The sequence below is a fragment of the Nocardioides sp. NPDC127514 genome, from assembly GCF_040302125.1.
Classification (GTDB): domain Bacteria; phylum Actinomycetota; class Actinomycetes; order Propionibacteriales; family Nocardioidaceae; genus Nocardioides.
In genome coordinates this window covers 1-25,998 of the sequence record NZ_JBEORF010000020.1, presented here as the reverse complement: position 1 = coordinate 25,998, position 25,998 = coordinate 1, and the positions used below count along the sequence as shown (strand labels likewise).

22 protein-coding genes are annotated in these 25,998 nt (G+C 70.1%); 13 read left to right on the top strand and 9 right to left on the bottom strand.

Features of this window, described 5'->3' with window-relative positions; translation table 11 throughout:
- Positions 1-19: 19 nt before the first annotated feature.
- The 6 genes from ABTX24_RS16855 to ABTX24_RS16830 all read left to right on the top strand — a co-directional run bounded on the left by ABTX24_RS16855 (position 20) and on the right by ABTX24_RS16830 (position 10,547).
- Positions 20-1,075 carry an LLM class F420-dependent oxidoreductase gene (locus ABTX24_RS16855; protein ID WP_350841110.1) on the top strand — a complete coding sequence of 352 codons (1,056 nt, stop codon included), beginning with the start codon at positions 20-22 and terminating at the stop codon, positions 1,073-1,075.
- Between the two features lie 93 nt (positions 1,076-1,168).
- The gene (locus ABTX24_RS16850) at positions 1,169-3,478 is read left to right on the top strand and encodes an MMPL family transporter (RefSeq protein ID WP_350841108.1); all 2,310 of its coding nucleotides are present in this window, start codon (positions 1,169-1,171) and stop codon (positions 3,476-3,478) included.
- Positions 3,479-3,816: 338 nt separating this feature from the next.
- Positions 3,817-4,995 (top strand): hypothetical protein, encoded by a 1,179-nt coding sequence (locus ABTX24_RS16845; RefSeq protein WP_350841106.1) that lies wholly within the window; start codon positions 3,817-3,819, stop codon positions 4,993-4,995.
- 128 nt (positions 4,996-5,123) lie between these two features.
- Positions 5,124-7,391 carry a serine/threonine protein kinase gene (locus ABTX24_RS16840; RefSeq protein ID WP_350841105.1) on the top strand — a complete coding sequence of 756 codons (2,268 nt, stop codon included), beginning with the start codon at positions 5,124-5,126 and terminating at the stop codon, positions 7,389-7,391.
- Positions 7,392-7,428: 37 nt separating this feature from the next.
- Positions 7,429-9,954: a bifunctional FO biosynthesis protein CofGH gene (locus tag ABTX24_RS16835; RefSeq protein WP_350841103.1), complete on the top strand. Its 2,526-nt coding sequence runs from the start codon at positions 7,429-7,431 to the stop codon at positions 9,952-9,954.
- 11 nt (positions 9,955-9,965) lie between these two features.
- On the top strand, positions 9,966-10,547 hold the full coding sequence (locus tag ABTX24_RS16830; RefSeq protein WP_350841101.1) for a hypothetical protein: 582 nt from the start codon (positions 9,966-9,968) through the stop codon (positions 10,545-10,547).
- A 6-nt stretch (positions 10,548-10,553) separates the two neighbouring features.
- Here ABTX24_RS16830 and ABTX24_RS16825 read toward each other — a convergent pair whose 3' ends face one another.
- Together ABTX24_RS16825 and ABTX24_RS16820 are read right to left on the bottom strand one after the other, a co-directional pair.
- Positions 10,554-10,955 carry a HEPN domain-containing protein gene (locus ABTX24_RS16825; protein ID WP_350841099.1) on the bottom strand — a complete coding sequence of 134 codons (402 nt, stop codon included), beginning with the start codon at positions 10,953-10,955 and terminating at the stop codon, positions 10,554-10,556.
- Positions 10,955-11,542, bottom strand: coding sequence for a nucleotidyltransferase family protein (locus ABTX24_RS16820; RefSeq protein ID WP_350841097.1), 588 nt, complete (start codon positions 11,540-11,542; stop codon positions 10,955-10,957). Before ABTX24_RS16820 ends, ABTX24_RS16825 begins: the two co-directional genes overlap by 1 nt.
- A gap of 132 nt (positions 11,543-11,674) precedes the next feature.
- Here ABTX24_RS16820 and ABTX24_RS16815 point away from each other — a divergent pair, with 132 nt between their 5' ends.
- Complete coding sequence (locus tag ABTX24_RS16815) at positions 11,675-12,892, top strand: hypothetical protein (RefSeq protein WP_350841095.1); 1,218 nt, start codon at positions 11,675-11,677, stop codon at positions 12,890-12,892.
- Between the two features lie 10 nt (positions 12,893-12,902).
- Complete coding sequence (locus ABTX24_RS16810) at positions 12,903-13,880, top strand: formylglycine-generating enzyme family protein (protein WP_350841093.1); 978 nt, start codon at positions 12,903-12,905, stop codon at positions 13,878-13,880.
- Here the strand turns inward: ABTX24_RS16810 and ABTX24_RS16805 are convergent.
- Positions 13,865-15,406, bottom strand: a complete 1,542-nt coding sequence (locus ABTX24_RS16805; RefSeq protein WP_350841091.1) for a sulfatase-like hydrolase/transferase — start codon at positions 15,404-15,406, stop codon at positions 13,865-13,867. The two genes, ABTX24_RS16810 and ABTX24_RS16805, sit on opposite strands and share 16 nt — an antisense overlap.
- Before the next feature lie 127 nt (positions 15,407-15,533).
- On the opposite strand from ABTX24_RS16805, the gene ABTX24_RS16800 reads away from it, so the two are divergent.
- A complete protein-coding gene (locus ABTX24_RS16800; RefSeq protein ID WP_350716767.1) occupies positions 15,534-15,992 on the top strand; it encodes a DUF5709 domain-containing protein in 459 nt (152 codons plus the stop codon).
- On the opposite strand, the gene ABTX24_RS16795 is transcribed toward ABTX24_RS16800, so the two are convergent.
- Positions 15,989-16,384 carry a VOC family protein gene (locus ABTX24_RS16795; protein WP_350841089.1) on the bottom strand — a complete coding sequence of 132 codons (396 nt, stop codon included), beginning with the start codon at positions 16,382-16,384 and terminating at the stop codon, positions 15,989-15,991. The two genes, ABTX24_RS16800 and ABTX24_RS16795, sit on opposite strands and share 4 nt — an antisense overlap.
- Positions 16,385-16,452: 68 nt before the next feature.
- Between ABTX24_RS16795 and ABTX24_RS16790 the strand changes: the two genes are divergently transcribed.
- From ABTX24_RS16790 to ABTX24_RS16780, 3 genes are all read left to right on the top strand, one after another.
- Positions 16,453-16,686, top strand: a complete 234-nt coding sequence (locus tag ABTX24_RS16790; protein ID WP_350841087.1) for a hypothetical protein — start codon at positions 16,453-16,455, stop codon at positions 16,684-16,686.
- A 249-nt stretch (positions 16,687-16,935) separates the two neighbouring features.
- On the top strand, positions 16,936-17,985 hold the full coding sequence (locus tag ABTX24_RS16785; RefSeq protein ID WP_350841085.1) for an adenosine deaminase: 1,050 nt from the start codon (positions 16,936-16,938) through the stop codon (positions 17,983-17,985).
- 40 nt (positions 17,986-18,025) lie between these two features.
- A complete protein-coding gene (locus tag ABTX24_RS16780) occupies positions 18,026-18,877 on the top strand; it encodes an alpha/beta fold hydrolase (RefSeq protein ID WP_160025286.1) in 852 nt (283 codons plus the stop codon).
- Positions 18,878-18,918: 41 nt separating this feature from the next.
- On the opposite strand, the gene ABTX24_RS16775 is transcribed toward ABTX24_RS16780, so the two are convergent.
- The 5 genes from ABTX24_RS16775 to ABTX24_RS16755 are packed head-to-tail and all read right to left on the bottom strand — an operon-like array spanning position 18,919 to position 25,096.
- Positions 18,919-20,649 carry an acetyl/propionyl/methylcrotonyl-CoA carboxylase subunit alpha gene (locus ABTX24_RS16775; protein ID WP_350841083.1) on the bottom strand — a complete coding sequence of 577 codons (1,731 nt, stop codon included), beginning with the start codon at positions 20,647-20,649 and terminating at the stop codon, positions 18,919-18,921.
- 1 nt (position 20,650) lies between these two features.
- Complete coding sequence (locus ABTX24_RS16770) at positions 20,651-22,264, bottom strand: 5-oxoprolinase subunit B/C family protein (protein ID WP_350841081.1); 1,614 nt, start codon at positions 22,262-22,264, stop codon at positions 20,651-20,653.
- Positions 22,261-23,055, bottom strand: a complete 795-nt coding sequence (locus ABTX24_RS16765) for a putative hydro-lyase (protein WP_350841079.1) — start codon at positions 23,053-23,055, stop codon at positions 22,261-22,263. The genes ABTX24_RS16770 and ABTX24_RS16765 overlap by 4 nt, the downstream gene beginning before the upstream one ends.
- Positions 23,052-23,825, bottom strand: a complete 774-nt coding sequence (locus ABTX24_RS16760; protein ID WP_350841077.1) for a LamB/YcsF family protein — start codon at positions 23,823-23,825, stop codon at positions 23,052-23,054. Before ABTX24_RS16760 ends, ABTX24_RS16765 begins: the two co-directional genes overlap by 4 nt.
- A 14-nt stretch (positions 23,826-23,839) precedes the next feature.
- Complete coding sequence (locus ABTX24_RS16755) at positions 23,840-25,096, bottom strand: NRAMP family divalent metal transporter (protein WP_350841075.1); 1,257 nt, start codon at positions 25,094-25,096, stop codon at positions 23,840-23,842.
- 150 nt (positions 25,097-25,246) lie between these two features.
- Between ABTX24_RS16755 and ABTX24_RS16750 the strand changes: the two genes are divergently transcribed.
- Positions 25,247-25,888: a GntR family transcriptional regulator gene (locus ABTX24_RS16750; RefSeq protein WP_160025291.1), complete on the top strand. Its 642-nt coding sequence runs from the start codon at positions 25,247-25,249 to the stop codon at positions 25,886-25,888.
- Positions 25,889-25,998 lie beyond the last annotated feature (110 nt).

Below are 25,998 nucleotides of genomic sequence, written 5' to 3'. Positions count from 1 at the left end.
TCACGGTAGCCTCCCCAACATGAAGCAGCCCAGTATGAAGCTTGCGATGCCCTTGACCTACTTCGGCAACCCGCGCGAGACCGCGGACCAGGTCGTCGGCCTGGAGAAGGCGGGGCTCGACCAGCTCTGGGTCGCCGAGCCGTACGGCTTCGACGCGGTCTCGCTGCTCGGCTACCTGGCCGCGAAGACCGAGACCGTCGAGCTCGGCGCGGGCATCCTCAACATCTACAGCCGTACGCCGGGAGCGCTGCTCCAGACCGCGGCCGGTCTCGACAACGTCTCCGGCGGCCGCGCGATCCTGGGCCTCGGCGCGAGCGGGCCCCAGGTCATCGAGGGCTTCCACGGGGTCGCGTACGACAAGCCGTTGGCCCGCACCCGCGAGATCATCGGGCTGCTGCGCGCCGGCCTGCGGGGCGAGCGGCTGAAGAGCGACGGGCTCTACAAGATCCCGCTGCCGGCCGACCAGGGCACCGGCCTCGGCAAGCCGCTCAAGCTGCTCAACAGGCCCGAGCGTGCCGACACCCCGATCTGGGTGGCCGCGCTCGGTGACAACAACGTCGCCATGACCGCCGAGATCGCCGACGGCTGGCTGCCGTTCCAGTTCCTGCCCGACAAGGCCCGCGACGTCTGGGGCGAGGCCATCGACAAGGGTTTGGCCAAGCGCTCGCCCGACCTGAAGCCACTGGAGATCTCCGCCGGCGGCCTGCTCGCGATCACGGACGACCCCGACGAGGCCAAGCGCCACCGCGACACGATGCGCGGGCTGCTGGCCCTGTACGTCGGCGGCATGGGCGCCCGCGGCAAGAACTTCTACAACGACATGGCCGTGAAGTACGGCTTCGGGGACGCGGCCAAGAAGATCCAGGACCTCTACCTCGACGGCCACAAGCGCGACGCCGAGGCCGAGGTCCCCGACGCCTGGCTCGAGGCCGGCAACCTGGTCGGACCGGAGTCGTTCGTGAAGGAGCGGATCGCGGCGTTCCAGGAGGCCGGAGTGACCAGCCTCCAGGTGACCCCCGCCTTCGGCACCGACGGTCTCGCGTCCATCGCCCAGGTCAAGGAGTGGCTGGCCTAGTCGGCTCGGCCGGCTGTGAACTCGCTTACACCCACGGCCGGCCCGGACGTCCCGCTGTGACGCTGCCCCCACGGGCATTGGTTGCATGGACGTATGTCTGAGCGGATCGTCAGCGCCATCACCGGGCCCGTCACCAAGTGGGTCGTGCTCGGCTTCTGGCTGGTGATGCTGGTCCTGATGGGTCCGCTGACCGGCAAGCTCGGCGATGTCGAGTCCCACGACAACTCCGACTGGCTCCCGGCCAACGCGGAGTCGACCCAGGCGATCGACGAGCTCGCCAAGGTGCAGGACCCCGACGACCTGACCACCACGATCGTCTACCACCGCGAGGGCGGCCTGACGAAGTCCGACTACACCGCGATCGTGCTGCAGATCCCGGAGATCGCGTCGCTCGATGGCGTGGTGACCCAGGAGAGCAAGCCTGATCAGCCGGTCATGCCGGCGATCGCCTATCCGACCGGCGAGAAGAAGGGCCAGAAGCACGGACTGGTCTCCGCCGACGGCGAGGTCGCCACCGTCTCGCTCGTGGTCAACTATGCCGACGAGGACCCGACCGCCCTGCTCGAGCTGCGCGACGACCTGGTCGAGATGACGAAGATCGACGGCGTCGACGTCTACATCGGCGGCGCGGGCGGTTCCACGGCCGACCAGATGGAGGCCGGCGCCGGCATCGGCGGCGCGCTGCTCTACGCCGCCGCGGGCGTGGTCATCGTGATCCTGCTGATCACCTACCGCAGCCCGGTGCTGTGGTTCCTCCCGCTCGTCTCGGTGCTGGTCGCACTGGTCGTGTCGATGGGGGTCGTCTATCTCTGCGCGATGTACGCCGGGCTGACCCTCAACCAGATGAACCGGGCGATCCTCGACGTGCTCGTCTTCGGCGCGGGCACCGACTATGCGCTGCTGCTCATCGCCCGCTATCGCGAGGAGCTGGGCCGCCACGAGGACCGGCACAAGGCGATGGCGGCCGCGCTGCGCGGGTCGGCCCCCGCGATCATCGCCTCGGCCGGCACGGTCACCGTCGGCATGCTCGGCCTGATGGTCGCCACCATGGGGTCGACCGCCAGCCTCGGCCCGGTCTGCGCGATCGGCATCGTCGCCGGCCTGGTCGTGATGCTGACCCTGCTCCCGGCCCTGCTGGTGATCACGGGTCGCTGGGTGTTCTGGCCGGTCAAGCCGGCGTACGGCACTTCCGGCGAGAAGTCCAGCGGCATCTGGGCGCGGCTCGGCGACTGGATCCGGAAGCGGCCTCGGGCGGTCTGGATCGGCACCGCCGCGGTGCTGCTGGCCTGCTGCGGCGGGCTCTCGATGCTCAACATCACCACGCTGGACAGCTCGGAGACCTACACCAAGGACTTCCCGTCGCTGATCGGCGACCGGGTACTCGAGGAGCACGACCTCGGTGACCCCTCCAACCCGATCCAGGTCGTCTCGGCCCCGGGCACCGAGAAGGACGTCGTCGAGGCGCTCACGAAGGCCGGCTACGAGGGCGTCACCCCGGTCACCGACGGCACCCACGAGGTCGCGCTGACCGCGGTCCCGCTGGCCACCGACCCGATGTCGAAGGCGTCGTTCGACACCGTCGAGGACGTACGCGGCGTCGTCCACGCCGTCGACGGCGCCGACGCGCTCGCCACCGGCACCGCAGCGATCCAGCTCGACATGGCCTCGGCGACCGACCGGGACACCAAGGTCGTGATGCCGCTGGTGCTCGGGCTGGTGCTGATCATCTTGATGATCCTGCTCCGCTCGGTCCTCTCCCCGCTGCTGCTGATGGCCACGGTCGTGCTCAGCTTCGGCGCCGCGCTCGGCCTCTCGGCGATCATCTTCGACGCGATGGGATTCGCCGGACAGGGGCGCGAGTTCCCGCTGTTCGTCTTCGTGTTCCTGGTCGCGCTGGGCATCGACTACAACATCTTCCTGATGCACCGGGTCCGCGAGGAGGCCGTCGAGCACGGCGACACCCGGCGCGCCTCGCTCGTCGCGCTCTCGGCCACCGGCGGCGTCATCACCAGCGCCGGCGTCGTCCTGGCCGCCACCTTCGCCGTGCTCACCACGCTGCCGCACGTGAGCTTCATCGAGATCGGCCTGGCGATCGCCCTCGGCGTACTCCTCGACACCCTCGTGGTCCGCTCCATCCTGGTGACCGCCATCAACCTCGATCTGGGCGACATCATCTGGTGGCCGAGCCGACTCGCGCGCGGGCGAACGAAAATTCGTTCGCCGCATCCGGCGGCCGTCGGGCGGCCGATGGCCCCTGCCTATCACCACCCCCGCCAGCAGATCGATCACCAGCTCCGCCAACCCCCGCCCATGCGCGGCCCGCGGCCCCCTCGGGACCTCCGGGGCCAGCCACCGCAGCAGCGCCGGCCGCGCGACCCCGGCCGGTATCCAGGCCAGTACTGAGGCCCCGGCTGCGAATTCGGCGAAGTGTCTTTACGATGTGCCCTACGACTCGGGTCGCTCGGCCCAGTCGCTCCACTTCACTGACATGCGGGGCGTGCGACATGGGGCCAGACGACCAGGACAAGACGAGACCGGGTACGCCGCGGCCCACGCCGCCTCCGGCGCCTGAGCCGGCGAACCCCATCGACCCGGACGCGACCCGGATCCCCAGCGCGCGCCCCACCCCGCCGCCTCCTCCGCCTCCCCCGTCGTCGCCTCCCCCGTCGTCGCCCCCTCCCTCCTCGCCCCCGCCTGCTCAGCCGCCGACGGCACCGCCCCCGCCGCCACCCACGACGGCGATGCCGGCGGCACCGCCCAGCGGCTACGGGCCGCCTCCGGGGCAGCCGCCGGTTGCGTACGCCTCGGCCTACGGGCTGCCGCCGCACCACCAACAGCAGAAGAAGAGCAACAAGGGACTGTTGATCGGGCTCGGTGCCGCGGGCGCGGTGGTGCTCGTCGCGCTGCTCGGCACCGGGGCTTGGGCGTTCTTCACCGGGCGTCTCGGGTTCGGCCCGCTGAGCGCGGAGGACAAGAAGGCGGTGGCGGCGATCGCCGCGGACGCGCCGAAGCCGGCCTGGGCCTCGGCCGGGGACGCCACGTGTGCCGCCGAGCAGCTGGTCAAGGACGAGCGCAGCGACGCCCTGCGCAAGGCCGGGCTGATCCAGATCTCTGGCGAGTCGGTGAGCTACACCGGCGCGTGGCGGGGACAGCAGGCGACGACGTACGCCGAGGGTCTGCTCTCCTGCGCGGGTGACTGGAGCAAGGCGATCGGCAAGGAGTGGGCACTGACCGACACCGACTGCCTCGGCGACGTCGACGAGACTGCGATGGCCGGCCTGATCACCACCCAGGTCATGGAGGTCGAGGACGCCGGCGTCACGAAGCAGGCCGACAAGGCCGTCGCCGCGCTCGACGAGTGCTACGTCAGCGACGAGCTCACTGCACCGGCCGCGACGGCCACCCCGGCCGTGCTCGGCGTCGACTTCGCGGTCACCTCGCCGACCGTCGAGGGCAGCGAGGTGGTCGTGCAGGCGAAGTCCGCCGACTCCTCGGAGTGGGCCCCGGTGACCGACGGGAAGATCAACATCCCCGTACGCGAAGGCGGCCAGGAGGGCTGCGCGACTTTCCAGGCCTCGATCAACTATCCCTGGGGCACCACCAAGACCAGCGAGAGCGAGGCCTGCGGGAAGGCGAAGGACCGCCGGCTGTGGTGGACGAAGGACAAGTCGTGCGCTCAGCCGAAGTACGCCCCGTGCAGCTCCTGGACGCTCCACTACGAGGGCTACGAGCTCCTCTCCAGCGTCACCATCAAGCTGAAGCTCAACGGCGGGGACTGCCGGTCGGCCTCTGGGTCGTGCTCGGACACGGCCTTCGTCACCAAGCCGAGTGGCACCTGGACCAACTGGACCGCTCCGAAGGGCTGGAAGGACCGGTTCACCGCCGAGGTCGACGGGCTCAAGGCCGTCCTCCCGAACTAGTCCAACCGAACGAGCGTCTTAACAATTGGTCTCGCCCGTGGCGTTGCCGCACGACGATCGTTAAGGGGACGCTAGGGTTTCGGCAGAGGTCTGGAATCGGGTAAAAAAATCAGGGCGAGGTTCTAAAGATGGTTGCGTTCCCCCAGGAAGGCGAGCAGTTCGGTCGCTACGTGATCGAGCGGGTCCTGGGTCAAGGTGGCATGGGTGTCGTCTACCAGGCGAAGGACCCGGCACTGCGACGCAAGGTGGCGCTGAAGCTGGTGCTGCCCTCGCTCACGGTCGACAAGGACTTCATCACCCGCTTCGAGCGGGAAGCCAACATCCTGGCCAAGCTGCGCTCGCGCAACATCGTTCAGATCATCGAATACGGCGAGGTCGAGGGCACCGTCTACCTCGTCACCGAGTACGTCCCCGATGGCGACCTGCACGGCTGGCTGAAGACCAAGGGGGCGCTGGAGACCGTCCAGGCGCTGCGCCTGGTCGGCGACGTCAGCGACGCCCTCTTCGACGCTCACCGCGCCGGCGTGGTCCACCGCGACGTGAAGCCGTCCAACGTGCTCCTGTGGGAGCGCCAGGAGGGCGAGCTCGTCCCCTACCTCACCGACTTCGGCATCGCGACCGAGGGCGACTCCAACGTGACCCGGGCCGGCTCGGTGGTGGGCTCGCTGCCCTACATGTCGCCCGAGCGTCACATGGGTGAGCAGGCGACCGCGGCGGGCGACATCTACGCCGCTGGCTGTCTGCTGTGGGCCTGCCTGACCGGCAAGGCGCCCTACACCGGCACCGACTTCGAGCTGATGAGCGCCCACATCAACAGCCCGGTGCCGCGGCTGCCCGCCTCGACGCCCGGCGCCGACCTGATCAACCCGATCATCCAGCGGGCGCTGGCGAAGAAGCCCGAGAACCGCTTCCGGACCGCGGCCGAGCTCTCCAAGGCGCTCGACAAGGCCGCCGACCGGCTCGAGGAGTCCGGTCTCGGTGGTGGTGTCATCGGCGGTGTCGCCGGAGCGGCCGCTGCCGATCTCGGCTCCCGCCCCGGGGTCACCTGGGACACCACCGCGGACGGCACTTCCGGGGCCGGCGCCGACGCCCCCGAGGCCGAGGCTCAGCCGACGATCGTCAAGCGCCCGGGCGAAGGCACCCCGATTCCCGCCCCGCTCGCCAACGAGACCGACTCCACGGTCGTGCACAGCGGCAAGGGCCTGCCCCAGGCCGCTGCCGCCGCGGCGGCCGCGTCCTCGACCGGAAACACCGGCGCCGGCGGCGGCCAGCCCGAGTGGCTGCCCTCGCACCACTCCAACGCCGGCCAGGGCAACTCCGGCGACAAGAAGAAGCTCTACACCATCGTCGGTGGCGGGGTCGCCGCGGTTCTGCTGCTCGGCGTCGGCATCTTCACCCAGGGCTTCGGCATCTTCGGTCTCCACGGCGACGACGCCAAGGCGGCCGAGGCGATCGCCAGTGGCGTACCGAAGCCGGGCTGGGCCACCGAGGACCAGATGACCTGCGCGGCCGAGACCCTGGTCGGGAAGGTCCCCGCGGCCGAGCTGCGCTCCCACGGCGTCGTGGACGCCGGCGACGACTGGACCTACACCGGCGAATGGCCCGCGGACGACGCGATGAACTTCAGCCGGGGCCTGCTCGACTGCACCGAGTCCTGGGCGACCGAGATCGGCGACAACTGGAAGGTCGGCGACACCCGCTGCATGGAGAAGGAGGTCGACAAGACCTCCATGGCCGGCCTCCTCGCGGTCGGCGACCTCCTCAAGGACGGCGACCCCGGCGCTGCCGGCCCGGCCAAGGAGAAGGCCGTCGAGGCCCTCGACGCGTGCTACGTCAAGGCCGACGCGCTCGGCGCCAAGGTGACTCCCAAGGCCGCCTACATGCAGGTCGACTTCGACGTCCAGGAGCCCACCGCTCCCGGCGGCCAGTCGGTGATCGGGATCGCCAAGAAGGGCAGCAGCAGCTACGAGGAGCTCAAGGGCTCCACCTACGAGTTGCCCGTCACCGAGGGTGGCGTCGAGGGCTGCATCGCGGTCAAGACCACCGTCACCTTCGCCTGGGGCACCGAGAAGGCGACCGACGCCGAGTCCTGCGGCCGGGCTGCGGCGAAGAAGCTCGAGTGGACCAAGCAGGACAAGTGCACCGACCCCGTCTACACGAAGCAGAAGATCGCCTGTAACACCTGGCGGCTCAGCTTCGAAGGCTTCCAGCCGGGCAAGAAGTTCAACGTGAAGCTCACCCTCAACGGGGGCAAGTGCGGCGCCAAGAAGTGTGACTGGCCGGGCACCCCCGGCGGTGACGGCAAGGGTGTCATCGTCGACTGGTCGGGCCCCCAGGACTGGAACGCCAAGTTCGTCGCCACCGCCCCCGGAGCGAGCGCCCAGATCGACAACTAGTTCGACAACTGGGCGGTGCCTACTAGGCTGCTTGATGATGAGCGAGCAGCCGACACCTCAGCAGATCCGCCGGGCGCTGGCCCGGGCCGAACGCGGCGCAGCCCTGGACGTGGCGGAGGCTTCGGCACTCCTCGCGGCCCGGGGCGATGACCTCGAACGGCTGACCGCCGCCGCGGCGAAGGTACGCGACGCCGGGCTGGTCGCGGCCGGGCGACCCGAGACGGTGACGTACTCTCCCAAGGTCTTCATCCCGGTCACCAAGCTGTGCCGGGACCGATGTCACTACTGCACGTTCGTGGAGACGCCGGGGCAGGCCGAGCGTGAGGGCCGCGAGCCCTACCTGAGCCCTGACGAGATCCTGGAGATCGCCGCCGAGGGCGCGAAGCTCGGTTGCCTGGAGGCGCTGTTCACCCTCGGGGACCGGCCCGAGGACCGGTGGCCCGAGGCCCGCGAGTGGCTCGAGTCCCGCGGCTACGAGTCGACCCTCGACTACGTGCGCGCGATGGCGATCCGGGTGCTCGAGGAGACCGGGCTGCTCCCCCACCTCAACCCCGGGGTGATGTCATGGGAGGAGATGAACCGGCTCAAGCCCGTCTCCCCCTCGATGGGGATGATGCTCGAGACCACGTCGCGGAGGCTGTTCGAGACCAAGGGCGAGGCCCACTTCGGCTCGCCCGACAAGGACCCCGCGGTGCGTCTGCGGGTGCTCGAGGACGCGGGTCGGCTCTCGATCCCGTTCACCTCGGGGCTGCTGGTCGGCATCGGCGAGAACCTCACCGAGCGCGCGGAGACGATCTTCGCGCTGCGGAAGGTGCACAAGGCGTACGCCGGGCTGCAGGAGATCATCGTGCAGAACTTCCGGGCCAAGCCGTCGACCGCGATGCGCCACGTCGACGACTTGGGGCTGGACGAGTATCTGGCCGCGATCGCGGTCACTCGGATCGTCCTCGGACCGAAGGCCCGGATCCAGGCGCCACCCAACCTGGTCGACCTCGACGAGTGCCGGGCGCTCCTCGGCGCCGGGATCGACGACTGGGGCGGCGTCTCGCCGCTGACGCCCGACCACGTCAACCCCGAGCGCCCCTGGCCCTCGCTGGACGCGCTGCGCCAGGTCAGCGCCGAGGCCGGATTCCAGCTGCGGCCGCGGCTGACCGTCCACCCGGAGTACGTCAACGGCACCCTGCGCGACGGGCAGGCCTGGATCGACCCGCGCGTCCTCTCCCACGTCGAGGCACTCGCCGACGAGGACGGGCTGGCCCGTGACGGTATTCGGCCCGAGGGTCGTCCGTGGCAGGAGCCCGACGGTGGCTTCACCGCAGCCGGCCGGGTCGACCTGCACGCCTCGGTCGACACCACCGGCCGCACCAACGACCGCAGGGACGACTTCGAGACGGTCTACGGCGACTGGGACGCCGTCCGAGAGGCGGCCACCGCGACCGGTGCTCCGGCCGTACTCCACGCCGAGGGACACGAGGCTCTCGCCGCCGCCGAGAAGGACCCCGGCAACCTCTCCGACGAGCACGCACTGACCCTCATGACCGCCGAGGGTGACCTGCTGCGCCAGGTCACCAAGCTCGCCGACGACCTGCGCCGGCAGGTCAACGGCGACACCGTGACGTACGTCGTCAACCGCAACATCAACTTCACCAACGTCTGCTACGTCGGCTGCCGGTTCTGTGCCTTCGCCCAGCGCAAGACCGACGCGGATGCGTACTCCCTGGATCTGGACCAGGTCGCCGACCGCGCCGAGGAGGCCTGGAACCTCGGCGCCACCGAGGTGTGCATGCAGGGCGGGATCGACCCCGAGCTCCCCTCGACGGCGTACTTCGACCTCGTCCAGGCCGTCAAGCAGCGGGTGCCCGAGATGCACGTGCACGCCTTCTCCCCCATGGAGATCGTCAACGGCACCTCCCGCACCGGCCTCTCCATCGAGGACTTCCTGATCAAGGTCCGCGAGGCCGGGCTGGGCTCGCTCCCCGGCACCGCCGCGGAGATCCTCGACGACGAGGTCCGCTGGGTGCTGACCAAGGGCAAGCTGCCCGCAAAGACCTGGATCGAGATCGTCTCCACCGCTCACCGCGTCGGCATCCCGACGACCTCGACGATGATGTACGGCCACGTCGACAACCCGCGCCACTGGGTCGGTCACCTCCGCGTCCTCGCCGGCATCCAGGACAAGGCCCGCGAGCACGGAAACGCCGGATTCACCGAGTTCGTACCCCTCCCCTTCGTCCACACCAGCGCCCCGATCTACCTCGCCGGCGCAGCCCGCCCGGGCCCGACCATGCGCGACAACCTCGCCGTCCACGCGCTCGCGCGGATCATGCTCCACGGCCGCATCGACAACATCCAGACGAGCTGGGTCAAGCTCGGCATCGACGGCACCAGGGCGATGCTCCAGGCCGGCGCCAACGACCTCGGCGGCACGCTGATGGAGGAGACCATCTCCCGGATGGCGGGCTCGGAGCACGGCTCGGCCAAGACCGTGGCCGAGCTCCAAGAGATCGGCCACGGTATCGGCCGGGACGTACGCGAACGGACGACGCTGTACGGGACGCGATGAACCTACGGCGAGTGGAGCGACGACTCGTCGCGCCGTTCTACCTGAAGATGATGGGTTCGAATGCGACCTGGCTGGACAAGAGGACGTACCGAAAGCTGATCCGTGCCGGACGGAAGGCGACGCCCACGCAAGTGAGGGCGCTTCTGCGGGGCGGCTCGCTGACGGTCGATGCGTGGTACGAGGCTGCAGCTGAGTCGCCAGATCGCGCCGCCCTGCTGACCCATGTCACCGGCGTTGCTCCAGGTCATCTCCCCTGGCGGCCAGTCGTGATGGGCGCCTGGCTCAGCCTCGCATGCGACCCCGACGAGATCACCGACGACGTCCTCTTCTCGCTTGCTCGTTGCGACGGTGACCTGACAGCCGCTCCCCTGTGCACGGCAGCTGTCCTGATCGCAGGCGACGCGGCAGTCGAGACTCTCAGATCGAACCGCCTTCGAGCGGACGAGTACGAGGAAAACGCGACGATGTTCCTCGACGCTGCGCTGGAACACCTCGGAGAGGTTCCGGTGAACCCGCCCGTCGAGGGGATGAGGGAGCACTTCCAACAGCTCGTCGAGTTCGGCGTACGCCTACGACACGACCTCGTGCGATAGACGCGGTCAGCGACCGAGGCGAACGATCGAGGTGGCGAGGTCGACGAGCATGCGCGCTCGACGCACCAGAGTCTCAGCTTTTGTCGCGGTGACGAGCTCGACTCCGTACTCGACGTCACCTTTCGTGGATATGAGCTCGCGCAGCGCTCGCTCGGCAGGCTTTCCTTCGGCGCGGGTTCCGAGCGCCTCGGAGAGCTCTTTGGCCGCTCGCGCGTGATCCTTGGCTTTGCCGGTCGCGCCGGTCAGCGACGTGACAATCGCATCCTTGGCACTGATGCCGGCGTGGATGGCGTCACCGGCGGCGGGCGTGTAGCGCTCCAGGTCAAGGTTGTCCTCGGCCGACTCGACGTACTCCTCTGCCTTCTGCAGGAACGCCTTGGCGTAGTTCCTCTGCTCGGCGGTGACCATCAGGCAGACCTCTTGCGACGGCGGGGCTTGCGACCAATGAGAGCGACCCCGTCCCTGACGATGTCGGAGACGACCGGTTCGCCTCTGTCGACAGCCTCCGAGAACGAGGCGGGTGTAAACAGCAGGATGTCGCTTTCGTTGCCTGTTCCGGCTCGGATCGCCTCGCGCAGGTCTGCGCGCCGGTCCCAGGGCTCGGTCGCGATCACCGCGAGGTCGATGTCGCTGTCATCGTTCGCCTCGCCTCGAGCGACTGATCCGAAGAGGATCACAGACTCGACGCTGTCGCCGACGATCTGGCTGACGATCGCCGTCAATGCCGAGAGCGGGTCGAGCAGCGCACGAAGCGGGCCGACCGCGACGTGGGCCTCCTCGACCCGATAGACGTACGCTCGGCCAACGGGGCGCGACTCGATGACTCCAAGCCGTTCCCAAGCCTTGAGGGCATCCTGAACCGACCCGAGGCTGTAGCGGCCGACCAGGCCGTGCACCTGCCGGCCTGTCAGCTCTTGCCCTGTGCGAAGGAGGGCGGCCAGCACTGCACCCCTGGCACCGGGGATGACACCCCCAAAGGGGTCACTGAGGTTCATATGATCAAAATATCGGTCACATGAACATATTTCCAGTCATTGCTCGCCCCTCAGGTCTCGATCGGGAGTGGCAGGGGGTATCTGAAGGGACTACCCTCTACGATCCTCGCTGAACCGTCTCGAGGGAGTGAGATGTCCGACCCCACCGGCAGCACCGCTCAACAACAACCGAAACCCACCGAGCTCGCCAACGCGGCGGCCGAGGAGGCCCGTCGGCGTCGGCTCGGGCTGCCCCCGCTGCCACGGCGGCGGCGTGACCGGAGCCGCCCCGTACGCCTGGCGCTGCGCTGGCTCGTGAGCGTCGGCGTACTCGTCGCGGTGGCTTTCCTCGGCACCTCGGCGTGGGCCTACTTCACCGGTGAGATCGGTCCGCTGCGCGGCAACGAGAAGGATGTCGCGCGCACGCTCGCCCTGGCCGGCGACACCCCGGCCTGGGCCGACCCCGAGCAGATCCGCTGCGCAGCGGAGGCCGTGGTCAAAGACAAGGGCAGCGCGGGGCTCACCCGCGCCGGAGTCGTGGCCAAGGCCGGCAGCGGGTTCAGCTACGCCGGCGAGTGGCCATCGGCGCTGGGCTCGCAGTGGTACACGGAACTGCTCGACTGCGCCGACGGTGGCGCCAACAGCTGGAGCAGGCAGGTCGCGGAGGCCTGGACGCTGGATGACCCCCGATGCCTGCGGGAGGTCGGGCGACCGGCGATCGCCGGGGTCCTGGCCGTCACCAACCTGCGGCTCACCGACGAGGACCTCGCCGCCAAGAACGTCGACGCGATCACCCACCTCGACAGCTGCTACGCCCGCACACCCGAGGCGCCGACCGGCGCTGCCGCCGCGGGCTACCGCGAGGTCACGCTGAAGGTCACCGCCCCGGCGGTCACCTCCGGCATCGCCTCCATCGACGACGGCGCCACGCAGCCGACCGCCGGGGAGGACCCGGAGCTCACCTACACGCTGCCCGTCGCCAAGGGTGGCACCGAGGCGTGCGTGCAGGCGACCACCAAGGTGACGTACGCCTGGGGCACGGTCCGCGCCGGCGAGCCGGCCAAGCTCTGCGGCAAGGCGGCTGCGGCCCGGATGGAGTGGCACACGGTCGAGCGTTCCTGCCCGAAGGGAAAGCCGAAGTGCACCTACATGGCGGCCTACGTCGAGGGGCTGGCGGACAACCAGACGATGACGGTCACCTACCGGCCGACGGGTGACTTCAAGTGCGCCGGCAAGAAGCCGACCTGCACGGTCAAGATCAAGGCGGACGCCAACGGAAAGGCCCGTACGCCCGGCCTCATGGTCACCGGCAAGAAGGGGAAGGTCGTGGCGAGCGCAGGCAGTCTGAAGGCGACGTACGCCGGCTCGTAGGCTGGTGGGCGTGCCTTCCGACCTCACCTTCGGCGCGACCCGTGGACCCAGCCCCGACCCGGCCCAGCGCCCGCCGGCGCTGCCCCGCAAGCGCCGCCGGACCCTTGTCGACCTCCCCGGTGGGACGTACGCCGCCGGGGACTCGTTCGGCGAGGGCTACCAGGCCGACGGCGAAGGTCCGGTGCACCCGGTCGACCTGCCCGGCTTCCGGCTGGACGCGACCGCGGTCACCAACGAGGAGTTCGCCCGGTTCGTGAAGGCGACGGGCCACGTCACCACAGCCGAGCGAGAGGGCTTCTCTGCCGTCTTCCACCTGGCCTTCGACGGCTCGCCCCGCGACATCCTGGGCCGCTCGCCCGAGGCACCCTGGTGGCTCGGCGTACGCGCCGCGTCTTGGCGGGCCCCGGAGGGCCCAGGCTCGAACGTCGGCCGCCGCGGCAACCACCCGGTGGTGCACGTCTCCCACGACGACGCGCTGGCCTACTGCGACTGGGCCGGGACCAGGCTGCCGACCGAGGCCGAGTGGGAGTACGCCGCCCGCGGCGGTCTCGCCGGCTCCCGGTTCCCGTGGGGCGACGAGCTGGAGCAGGACGGCGCCCACCACGCCAACGTCTGGCAGGGAGTCTTCCCGGACACCAACACCGCCGACGACGGGTTCGTCACGACAGCGCCGGTGCGGACGTACGAACCCAACGGCTTCGGGCTGTTCCAGATGATCGGCAACGTCTGGGAGTGGTGCGCGGACTGGTTCTCGCCGACCTACTACGCCGACCTCGTCGGCTCTCCCGATTCCGGGGGCTCCTCATCCGACCCGCGGGGCCCGGCCGAGGGCCTGACCCGGGTCATGCGCGGCGGCTCCTACCTCTGCCACGACTCCTACTGCCACCGCTACCGGCTCTCGGCGCGCTCCAGCAGCCCGTCCGACTCGACCGCTGGCAACCTGGGGTTCCGCTGCGCGGCCGACCTGGACGATCAGTCGGCGGGGTAGAACTCCTTCGGGCAGGTGGCACCGGCACAGTCGGCGTACTTCTCGCTCAGCCCACGCAGCTCGGCCAGCTCGTCGGCGTACTCGGGGAGCAGCGCGAGCGAGCGGATCTGGTAGGGGTCGTCGGCCAGGTTGTAGAGCTCTTCGCTGCCGTCGGAGAAGCGGGCGTAGGTCCAGTCGCCGAAGCGGATCCCCGAGTAGATCTGCTTGTAGCCGTCGTTGACCCGCCAGGCGGAGAGCGGGATCACCCGGTTCTGCGCGGGTGCCTCGAGCCACGGCATGATGTTGACGCCGTCCTGGGTCCGCCCCGGCTCGGCGCCGGCGACCGCCATGATCGTGGTGGCGATGTCGGGGTTGCCGACGCCGGTGGCCAGGGTCCGGCCGGCCGGGATGCCCGGGCCGCGCAGGATCACCGGGATCCGCTGCGTCTCGCGGTAGTGCATCAGCTTGCCGTTGATGTTGTGGCCGCCGGTGGTGTAGCCGTTGTCCGAGGAGAAGATGATGATCGTGTTGTCGAGCTGGCCGGTCTCCTGCAGACGCAGTACGTGGCTGGCGACCGCGCGGTCGAGCGACTGGACGGCCTCCACCCGCTGCTCGTGCGCGATCCGCAGCTCGGCGCGGCCCTGCGCGTCGAAGTACTTGCGGGAGGCCGAGATCCGCGGCGCATCGGTCGGGGTGCGGAACATGTAGGGAGTGTCCGGCAGCTCGAGTCCGTCGAAGGAGTGCTTGTCCTCCTCCGCCGGCCGGGTCGTGCTGGTGCCCTCCGGGTCTTCCGGCTCGTCGGGCCCGCCGTGGTGCGGTGCCACGTAGTTGAGCCACATGTACCACGGCTTGTCGGCGCGCTCCGGCGCCGAGATCATCTCGTTGGCCTGGTCCCGCATGACGTACGTCGTGTAGCGGTTGTAGGTCGTGAGCTTGCCGTTGTGGTTGATCCGCGGCCGGATGAAGTTGTAGGTCGACATGTCGGTCGTCGCCCGCCAGTCGGTCCACCCGGGCGGCACGTCCTTCGCCGTTCCGTTGAGGCCGTAGCCGTTGAGGTACTTGCCGGCGAAGAGGGTGTCGTAGCCGGCGTCCTGCAGCGCCTCGGGCAGCGTGCCGGTGTGGTCCATCGACTCGTAGCCACCGCGTTCGCCGTTGATCGTGACGGTGTGGTGGTTCTGGCTGTACTGCCCGGTCAGCAGGGACGCACGGGCCGGCACGCAGATCGGCGTCGGCGCGATCGCCTCGGTCAGCGAGGTGCCCTGCGCGGCCAGGAGGCTGCGGGTGTGGGGCATGAACTCGAGATCCTCGTAGGCGAGGTCGTCCGCCGTGATCATGAGGATGTTGGGTGGGGTCGAGTAGGGCGCCCAGTCGGGCGTCGATGTCGGCGTCGAGGGCACCACACCCTCGTTGTCGCGCGCGAAGGCGTTCCCGGCCAGAGACCCCAACGACCCCAGCGGACCGGCCGACTCAGGCATCGCGCCGAGTGCGATCGAGGCGCCGGCGAGCACGGCAACGGCCGCCACCGCCAATCGGGCGCGAGGCGCCATCTGGTCTGCTCCCTTGGTCGATCCCCGCGTCGTATATTTCCGTCCGGTTCCACTCCATACCGGACCGGGTTAACGTTACCGAAGGGGGCCGTCATGACCCCAATGCCCGGCCGATCAGGAGACTCAAGTGAGCGAATCGCGCGAGAACTACGGCGACTACAGTGTCGACGACGAGGACCAGATCACCGGGGAGGACGCGCTCTCCGGGGAGGTTCTCGAAGGTGAGGTGCGCGACGAGCTCGACCACGGCATCGTCACCGCCGACCACTACTCCACCGACTACGGCAACACGCCCTGGGAGGAGGAGCACCGGGAGTGCATCGACCAGCGGGTCCACCAGGAGGTGCCGGAGCCGGATCCGTACGCGGTCGAGTACGACGATGCCGAGGAGAGCGACGACCCCGACGGCCGCGAGGTCGGCAACCAGCGAGCGGGACGGCTGGTCGACCCCGACCGTGGTGAGGGCGAGGACGCGGAGTCGGAGCTCTACGGGATCGATGCTGGCATCGACGGCGCAGGCGCCTCCGCGGAGGAGGCCGCCATCCACATCATCGACGACAGCGACGACGGGGACGACTACCGCTAGGCCGTGAGGTCCTCGATCTCCAGCACGATCTCGACCTCGAACCCCTCAGAGCTCTCCAGGTAGAGCGCCGTGTGCTCGTCGCCGCCTGCGTGCGGGTAGCGGTCGGCGTACATCTCGTGCCAGCCGTGCTCGGTCGACGCAGCCCGGATCCTGTCGAGCTGGTCTCGGTCGTCGATCATGAACGCGATGTGGTTGACGCCGGGGCGGAGTCGGTCCTGAGTGCCGTGCTGGTCCTTGGAGTGCTCCATGAAGACGTACGTCCCGTCCGGCGCCTCCCAGAAGTGGCCCTTCTCGCCGGCCTCCCAGCCGAGTTCGCCGAAGAGCCAGCCCCACTCCCCCGAAGCGGTCTCGAAGTCGTCGACCCAGAGGTCCCAGTGGTGGATCGCCCGCATGCCATCACCCTAGCCTCGATCTGGTCCGATCTAACTGAGAGCGAGAGGTAGGGCTGAAAATAATGGGCATGCTCGTTGAGGGGCAAAAGGTCTTCGAGGACGATCAGTCCATCAAGTACGCGTTCGAGTGGCCCGGAGCCGAACGTTCGGGCGAGGTGGAAATCGCCAAGTCAGAGGTACAGGCGCGCCTTTCTGCTGCTGACTCCGACCTCGACTCGGCTGCAGCGAAGATCCTGATGAAGGCGTACAAGGAGGCCAGAGCCACAGGGGTATGGCCAGACAAGGTCTTCTACGCTGTCTAGGTGCACCGACCTACTTCGGCTGTGGCATGAACCGCACTCGTTGACCGCGCCGGTCAAGGGGTGCGGCGCGTAGCCGACTTCGATCCACCGGGCGAACGAAAATTCGTTCGCGCGGCTCCGAACGCAACGCTGCCCGGCGAACGAATTTTCGTTCGCCCAGGCAACGTCCCTCCGATGCACTCTGAGTTCGGGCCATGCGAGCGGAAAGGGAGTCGCGGGAGGGCGAACCCGCGTGTGAGGATCGAGGGCGTGAGTGACCTGAAGACCTTCATCGCCGGGCTGCCCAAGGCTGAGCTGCATGTCCACCACGTCGGGTCGGCCTCGCCGCGGATCGTCGCGGAGCTGGCGGCGCGGCATCCCGGGACGGTGCCGGCGGACATCGAGCTGCTGCGGGAGTACTTCACGTTCAGCGACTTCGCGCACTTCATCGAGGTCTATCTGTCGGTCGTGGACCTGGTCAGGACCCCCGAGGACATCCGCTATCTGACCTACGAGATCGCGCGCGACCTCGCGCAGACCCAGCAGGTGCGCTACGCCGAGCTGACCTGCACTCCGTACACGTCCGTACGCCCGGATCTGGCCGAGCGTCCCGCCGGGACCGGGCACACCGGGATGGCGATCGAGGCCTACACCGAGGCGCTCGAGGACGCCCGGGTGGGCGCCGAGCGCGACTTCGGGATCACGCTGCGCTGGATCTACGACATCCCGGGTGAGTCGGGGATCCCGGCGGCCGATGCCACCCTGGCGTACGCCGCCGACCATGGCCCGGAGGCCCTCGTCGGATTCGGCCTCGGTGGGCCCGAGGTGGGGGTTCCCCGGCCGCAGTTCGAGAGGCACTTCGACGCAGCCCGCGCCGCGGGGCTCCGCTCGCTGCCGCACGCCGGCGAGACCACCGGCCCGCAGACGATCTGGGACGCCCTGACCGTGCTGAAGGCCGAGCGGATCGGCCACGGCACCTCGGCGGCCCAGGATCCCGCCCTGCTCGCCCACCTCGCCGAGCACCGGATCCCGCTCGAGGTCTGCCCGTCCTCCAACGTCGCCACCGGCGCCGTCGCGACGCTCGAGGAGCACCCGCTGAAGACGTTCGTCGACGCCGGTGTGCCGGTCACGATCAACTCGGACGACCCGCCGATGTTCGCGACCACGCTCAACCAGGAGTACGAGATCGCGACCGACCTCCTCGGGCTCGACACCGCCGGCATCGCCGACCTCGCCCGCGCCGCCGTCGACGTCTCCTACGCACCCGACGACCTCAAGGCCCGGCTGCGCGCCGAGATCGACACGTACGCCACGCCTTAAGCGCTTGACGCGGCTCGGACCCGCCCGTTTGCTGGTCGCCATGGGCGAACTGACACTGGCGGTCAACGGGATCGAGCTGTGCGTCGAGACGTTCGGGAGTCCTGCGGACCCGCCGATCCTGCTCGTCGGTGGGATGAGCGCCTCGATGGACTACTGGGAGGACGACTTCTGCCGGGCGCTGGCCGCGGGCCGGAGGTTCGTGATCCGCTACGACCACCGCGACACCGGCCGCTCGACCACCTGGCCGCCGGGAGAGCCGGGCTACACCGGGCGCGACATGATCGCGGACATCCCGGCGCTCCTCGACGCCTTCGGCCTCGACAAGGCCCACATCTTCGGCATCTCGATGGGCGGGGCGATGGCCCAGTGTGCGGCGGTGCTCTATCCGGATCGGGTCGAGACGCTGATCCTCGACGAGACCTCACCGGCCTTCGACGGCGTACCCGACCTGCCGCCCATCGGCGAGGAGCTGGCCGACTTCTTCGCGAAGGCAGCCACCACCACCGTCCCGGATCCCGATGACCACGAGGCTCTGGTGTCGATGCTCGTCGAGGACCAGCGAGCGTTCGTGCCGGAGGGCTTCGACGAGGCCAGGATGCGGGCGGTGATCGAGCGGGTCGTACGCCGCACGCCGGACATGCGGCCGAGCTTCGCCAACCACCAGGCGATGAGCGACGGCGAGCCGATCGAGGCGACGCTGGCCGACATCGCCGCCCCGACGCTGGTCATCCACGGCACCCGCGACCCGCTCTTCCCGATCGGGCATGCCGAGATCCTGGCCCGCGACATCCCCGACGCGACCCTCCTCGTCCTCGACGGCGTCGGTCACGAGCCGCCCCCGCCCTCGACCTGGGACCGGGTCGTCCCCGCGATCCTGGCTCACACAGGCTAGGCCTGCTCGATCTAGGCCTGCTCGATCTAGGCCTGGTCGATCTAGGCCTGGTCGATCTTCCCCAGCACGTCCCCGATCGCGACCGTGCCTCCCACGTCGGTGCCGCGGGAGAGCACGCCCGCACGATGTGCGGCGACCCGGGTCTCCATCTTCATGGCGTCGATGACCGCGACGTCCTGGCCCTCGGTGACCTGCTCGCCGTCGGGAACGAGCCAGTCGACGAGTACGCCCGGGACGGTGGCCTCGAGCACGGCCGGGTCCGCGACGGCAGCTGCCGGTCCGACCTCGGCCGCCGTCGTCCCGCCTGCCGCGATCCCCCGGAGCAGATCGTCGGGGAGGCCGAGCATCACCCGGCGTCCGTCGATCTCGATCGGCACCCGTCGCAGCGGCTGCACGGGCGCCGGCTCGGGTCGCCGCTGCGCCTCCAGGCGCGGCATCAGCGTGGTCTCGATCCACTGCGTGTGCACAGCGAACCCGGCGGTCGAGAACGCCGGGTCGTCTAGCAGGACGCGGGCGAAGGGTACGACGGTCGCGACCCCCTCGACCTCGAGCTCGCGGAGCGCGCGGCGGGCACGTACGACGGCGGTGTCCCGGTTCGGCGCATGCACGATCAGCTTGGCGATCAGCGAGTCGAAGGCGCTCTGCACCGTATCCCCCGCCTCGATCCCGGCGTCCCAGCGCACGCCGGGACCGGAGGGAGCCCGCAGGCCGGTCACGACGCCGGGGCTCGGCAGGAAGCCGCGGCCCGGGTCCTCGGCGTTGATCCGCAGCTCGATCGCGTGGCCCGAGGGCGCCGGGGTCTCCGCGAAGGAGATGCCCTCACCCGCGGCGATCCGCAGCTGCTCGGCGACGAGGTCGACGCCGGTGACGGCCTCGGTGATCGGGTGCTCGACCTGGAGTCGGGTGTTCACCTCGAGGAACGAGATCACTCCGTCCTCGCCCATCAGGAACTCGACGGTCCCGGCCCCGCGGTAGGAGACCGCCGCGCAGATGTCGCGGGCGGCGTCGTGGATGCGACGGCGCTGCTCGTCCGTGAGCCCCGGCGCGGGTGCTTCCTCGACGAGCTTCTGGTTGCGTCGCTGCAGCGAGCAGTCCCGGTCGCCGACGACCACGACGTGCCCGGTGCCGTCGCCGAGCACCTGCGCCTCGATGTGCCGCGGACGCTCCAGGAACCGCTCGACGAAGCACTCACCGCGACCGAAGGCGGCCAGCGCCTCGCGCGAGGCGGAGTCGAAGGCGTCGGCGACGTCGTCGAGCTCGCGGGCCACCTTCAGACCGCGGCCGCCACCACCGAAGGCGGCCTTGATCGCGATCGGGAGCCCGTGCTCACGGGCGAACGCGACCGCCTCGTCGGCCGACTCCAACGGCCGGTCGGTGCCCGCCACCAGCGGGGCGCCGACGCTCTGCGCGATCCGGCGGGCGGTGATCTTGTCGCCGAGGCTGTCGATGCTCTCGGGGCTGGGTCCGATCCAGATCAGGCCGGCGGCCTCGACGGCGCGCGCGAACTCGGCGCTCTCCGAGAGGAACCCGTAGCCCGGATGCACCGCGTCGGCGCCGGAGGCCTGCGCCGCCGCCATCAGCCACTCGATGCTGAGGTAGGACTCGGCGGCGGTGGCGCCGCCGAGCACGTACGCCTCGTCGGCAAGACGCACGTGCAGCGCGTCGGCGTCCTGGTCGGCGTAGACGGCGACCGACACGAGGCCGGCCTCGGCAACCGCCCGCACGACGCGGACGGCGATCTCTCCCCTGTTGGCGATGAGCACCCTGCGCATGTCAGTCTCCTCGGGTCTCGGTGGTCGACCCGACGGGCACGGTGGGCCCGATGGGTCGGAAGCGGATGCGGACGCCGGGCGGCAGCTGACCGGCCAGGTCCAGGTCGCGGGCGATGACCGCGCCGATGATCGGATAGCCGCCGGTGAGCGGGTGGTCCGGAAGGAACAGCACGGGCTGGCCGTCGGGCGGCACCTGGATCGCTCCGGTCACCGCCCCCTCGCTCGGCAGCTCGCCGGCGACGTCTCGCTCGAGCGGTACGGCGCCCTCGAGACGTACGCCGACGCGGTCGGAGCGGGGCGTGACGGTCCACTCCTGCTCGACGAGGGTGCGCAGGCCGGCCTCGGTGAACCAGTCCTCGCGCGGGCCGAGCACGACGCGCAGCTCGACGGTGTCACCGGGTGCGGGCAGTGGGACGACGGGAGCCGGGCACGGGTCGACCGCGTACGGCGCGGCCGCGGGCCCCAACAGCGGGACTACGTCGCCCGTGCGCAAGGGCCGTCCGCCGAGGTCGCCGGGGCCGAGGCCCGCGAGCGTGTCGCTGGAGAGGCTGCCGAGCGCCGGCGGAAGATCCAGGCCGCCACGCACCGCGATCACGGCGCGCAGGCCGGCGCTCACCGCGCCGAGACGCAGCTCCTCGCCGTCCTCGAGCGCGGTGGCGGCGCCGTGCTCGACGGGGAGCGGCGGGCCGTCGGTGCGTACGATCGTCGTCTCGGCGGGGGCGCCCGCGAGGGCCACCACCGCGGGACCGGTGAAGCGCAGGACCGCACCGCCACCGGCCAGCTCGAAACCTGCCGCTCCCGGAGCGTTCCCCACGGCGCGGTTCGCGGCCCGCAGGGCGCGGCGGTCGGCCGCTCCCGACGCGGAGACACCGAGCGCGGCATGGCCCGGGCGGCCGAGGTCCTCGAGCACCAGCTGCAGGCCGGGGCGCACGACCTCGACGGCGAAGGGGTGCTCCGCGGCGTCGGCCGAGGGAGCGGACGCCGTCACCGCGACCGACTCCCGCTCGAGCCGCTCGAACCGCACGGTCATCCCGGGCGCGAGCAGGGCGGGTGGATCCCGGTGCAGGTCCCACATCGGCGCGTCCGTACGCCCGATCAGCTGCCAGCCGCCGGGGCTCTCCCGCGGGTAGACGCCCGAGAACGTCCCGGCGAGCCCGACCGAGCCGGCCGGGATCCGGGTGCGTGGAGAGGACCGCCGCGGTACGTCGAAGAGCGGGTCGTCGCCGACGAGGTAGCCGAAGCCGGGCGCGTAGCCGGTGAACGCCACCCGCCAGGTCGCGGCCGCGTGGCGCGCGGCGACCTGCTCGGCGCTGACCCCGAGCAGGTCGGCGACCTCGTCGAGGTCCTGCCCGTCGTAGCGCACGCCGATCGTCACCGAACCAGCGGTCGGGAGGCCACCGTGGACGGCTTCGACCCCACCCAGCTCCTTCGCGAGGCTGACCTCGTCGACCAGCGTCGGATCGAACCGGACGAGCACCGTCCTGGCGGCAGGCACCAGCTCGACGACGCCGGTCGGCGGTGCGGCCACGAGCGCCGCGTGCAGCCGCATCGCGCCCTCGAGGTCCTCCTCCTCGACCAGCAGCGCCTGGTCCGATGCGATGAGAACGCGCCTCACGCCAGATACTCCGCATCCCGTACGTCGGTGATGAACATGTGACCGGGCGCGTGGGTGAGCGCGAACGGCGGGCGCGAGTCCATGATCGCGGCCTGCGGCGTGACCCCGCAGGCCCAGAACACCGGTACCTCACCGTCGCGCACCTCCGGCGGGTCCCCGAACTCGGGAGCGGCCAGGTCGGCGATCCCGAGCGACGCCGGATCACCGACATGCACCGGCGCACCGTGCACCGCCGGATACCGACCGGAGATGCGTACGGCATCGGCGACGCGGTCAGCGGGGATCGGGCGCATCGAGACCACCATGTCGCCGCGCAGGCGTCCGGCGGGGGCGCACGGGCGGGATGTCCGGTACATCGGCACGTTGCGGCCGAGCTCCTGGTGGCGGATCGGGATGTCGGCGTCGGCCAGGCCGGCCTCGAAGGTGAAGCTGCAGCCGATCAGGAACGAGACCAGATCGGGGTGCTCCTCCCACGCCACGCTCGCGTCCGTGACCTCCTCGGTGAGCACACCATCACGCCAGATCCGGTATGCAGGGATGTCGGTGCGCAGGTCGGATCCGGGCGCCAGGGTCGACTCGTAGGCGCCCGGGTCGAGCACCTCGAGCACCGGGCACGGCTTCGGGTTGCGCTGCGCGAAGAGCAGCACCTCGAAGGCCCAGTCGGCCGGCACGGAGATCAGGTTGGCCTGCACCAGGCCGTGGGCGACGCCGCTCGTCGGCGCGACCTCGCCCGCCCGGTAGGAGGTACGCGCGGCGCGAGCCGCGGCGAGCTGGGTGATGCTCGCGGTCATGCGGCGGCTCCGGCGAACGGAGCGATCACGATGCCCTCGGCCTCGAACAGGGCCCGGGTCGCGGCAGCCATCCGGATCGCCCCGTCGCTGTCGCCGTGCACACAGATCGAGTCGGCACGGATGGCGACGTCGGTGCCGTCGATCGCCTCGACCACACCCTCGCGCGCGAGTCGCAGCATGCGGGCTGCGACCGCGTCGGCGTCGTGCAGCACGGCACCCGGCTCGGCTCGCGAGACCAGCTCGCCGCCGGGCGTGTAAGCCCGGTCCGCGAAGGCCTCCGCGGCCGTCGCGAGCCCGGCGGCGTCGGCCACGTCGAGCACGACGCCGCCCGCGAGCCCGAGCAGCACGAGGGACGGGTCGACCGCCTTGACCGCGGCGACCACATCACGCGCCTGTCGCTCGTCGCGGGCGATCGTGTTGTAGAGCGCACCATGCGGCTTCACGTAGCGGACCGCGCCGCCGACCGACGAGGTCAGGCCGATCAGCGCGCCGAGCTGGTACTCGACGTGCGCCTGCAGCGTCGCGGAGTCGATGTCCATGGCGCGGCGTCCGAAACCTTCGTAGTCGCGGTAGCCGGGATGCGCGCCGATCGTGACGCCGTTGGCCACGGCGTCGGCGAGCGTCGTACGGATCCCCTCGGGGCTGCCGGCGTGGAACCCGCAGGCGACGTTGGCGCTCGAGACGATCGCGAGCATGGCCGCGTCGTCGGCGACCACCCGGTCGGGCGTGTTCTCGCCGAGGTCGGAGTTCAGGTCGATGGTTGCTGCCATGTCGTTCATGGTGCTCACGCTCCAATGCCGATGAAGGCGAAGATCGGGCGGATCGAGACGATGCCCATGTACCAGCTGAGCAGGGTCGCGAGTGTGCCCACGGTCAGCAGCCACACCGGGTAGCGGTAGCCGTGCAGGACGTCGCGCTGACGGAACCAGCCGATGTACATGAAGATCGTCATGCCGATCGGGAGGATCAGACCGTTGAAACCGCCGACGAAGACCAGGATAGCCGCGGGTGCGGCGCCGATCAGCAGGTAGAGGACGAGGGAGACCACGATGAAGGCGACCGTCGCGACCTGCAGCCGCCACCCCGCTCCGAGCTTCTTCGAGAAGGTCGAGATGAAGGTGGCCGAGGTGTACGCGGCGCCGATGACCGAGGTGATCGCCGCGGCCCAGAAGATCGCGCCGAAGATGCGGATGCCCGCGTCACCGAGCACGGCGCCGAAGGCCTGGCCGGCCGGGTTGGCCGCCTGGCTCGAGAAGTCGAGGGTGACGCCCGAGGCCACGACGCCGAGGATCGCGAGGAAGAGTACGTAGCGCATGATCCCGGTGACGAGGATGCCGCTCATCGAGGCACGGTGCACGGCCGGGACGTGCTCGGGGCCGGTCAGGCCGGAGTCGAGGTAGCGGTGGGCGCCGGCGTAGGTGATGTAACCGCCCACGGTGCCGCCCACGATCGTGGTGATGGTCGCGAAGTTGAGCGTGTCGGGCGCGAAGGTCTGGCGCAGCGCGTCACCGACCGGGGGCTGCGAGGCGATCGCGACGAAAAGCGTCAGCCCGATCATCAGCAGACCGAGCACGAGCACGACCATGTCGACGACACGACCGGCCCGCTTGTACACGAAGATGCCGATGGCGAGCAGCGCCGAGAGCAGGCCGCCGACCTTCGGGTCGATGCCCAGCAGGGCGTTCAGGCCGAGCCCGGCACCCGCGATGTTGCCGATGTTGAACGCGAGACCACCGATCACGATGAGCGTCGCCAGCAGGTGACCGGAGTACGGCACCGCCTCGTTCGCAAGGTCGCCGGCCCGTTTGCCGGCGACGGTGATCATGCGCCACACGTTCATCTGCAGCGCGAAGTCGATCAGGATCGAGGCCAGGATCGCGAAGGCGAACGCCGCGCCGAGCTGTGCGGTGAAGGTCGCGGTCTGGGTGATGAAGCCGGGGCCGATGGCCGAGGTGGCCATCAGGAAGATGGCGCCGAGGATGGGTCCTCGGCGGGAACGGGCGAAGCTCTTCGCGCGCTCGGCGCTGGTCGTCTCGGTCATGGGGGACTCCTGCCATCAACGGGCTGTGTGGCTCCCGCCACACTCTCTTTGGTGTAGTACAGGATGGCAGCAATTGTTCAACAATAATAGTCCCGACTGTTAAAATGACGTTTCGATTGTCCGCGGATGCGATTCCCCTAGGATGCGGTCATGCCCGACGTCGAGGACACCCTGACGAACGCCCTGCGCCGGCGGATCATCGACGGCGAGTTTGCGCCCGGCACCCGGCTGTCGGAGATCTCCCTCGCCGAGAAGCTCGGGGTCTCCCGCAACACGCTTCGAGAGGCGTTCCGCGTGCTGGCCGAGCAGGGCCTCATCGAGCACGTACCTCATCGCGGGGTCTCGGTCGCCTCCCCCACCGTGGCGGACGTCGTCGACATCTATCGGGCGCGGCGCTACGTCGAGCCGGCCGCGCTGGCCGCCGGCTCCCCGCTGCATCCCGCGGTCATGGCGATGCGCGAGGCGGTGGAACAGAGCGAGACCAGCCTCGAGGCGCGCGACTGGCGCACGGTGGGCACCGCTAACATGGCGTTCCACGACGCCATCGTCGCCCTCGCCGACAGCCCACGCCTGGAGCGCCTGTTCCGCGACATCGCCGCCGAGCTGCGGCTCGCGTTCCTCGAGATCGACAACCCCGAGGCGCTGCACGCTCCGTTCGTGACACGCAACCGCTCCCTGCTCGAGACTTTCCTCGAGCAGGGAGGACCTGCGGCCGCTGAGGAGCTGCGCGACTACCTCATCCTCTCTGAGCAGACCGTGCTCGGAGCGTTCACGCGACTGCGCCGCGGCTAGGCGAGCTCGTCGTTGAGGGGGTAGTCCGGGAGCGAACTGCCCATTTACTGGCGCCGGCCTGCGCGCAATGACCATGGCCGACGCCGAGGAGACCGCCACCGGCAAGGGAT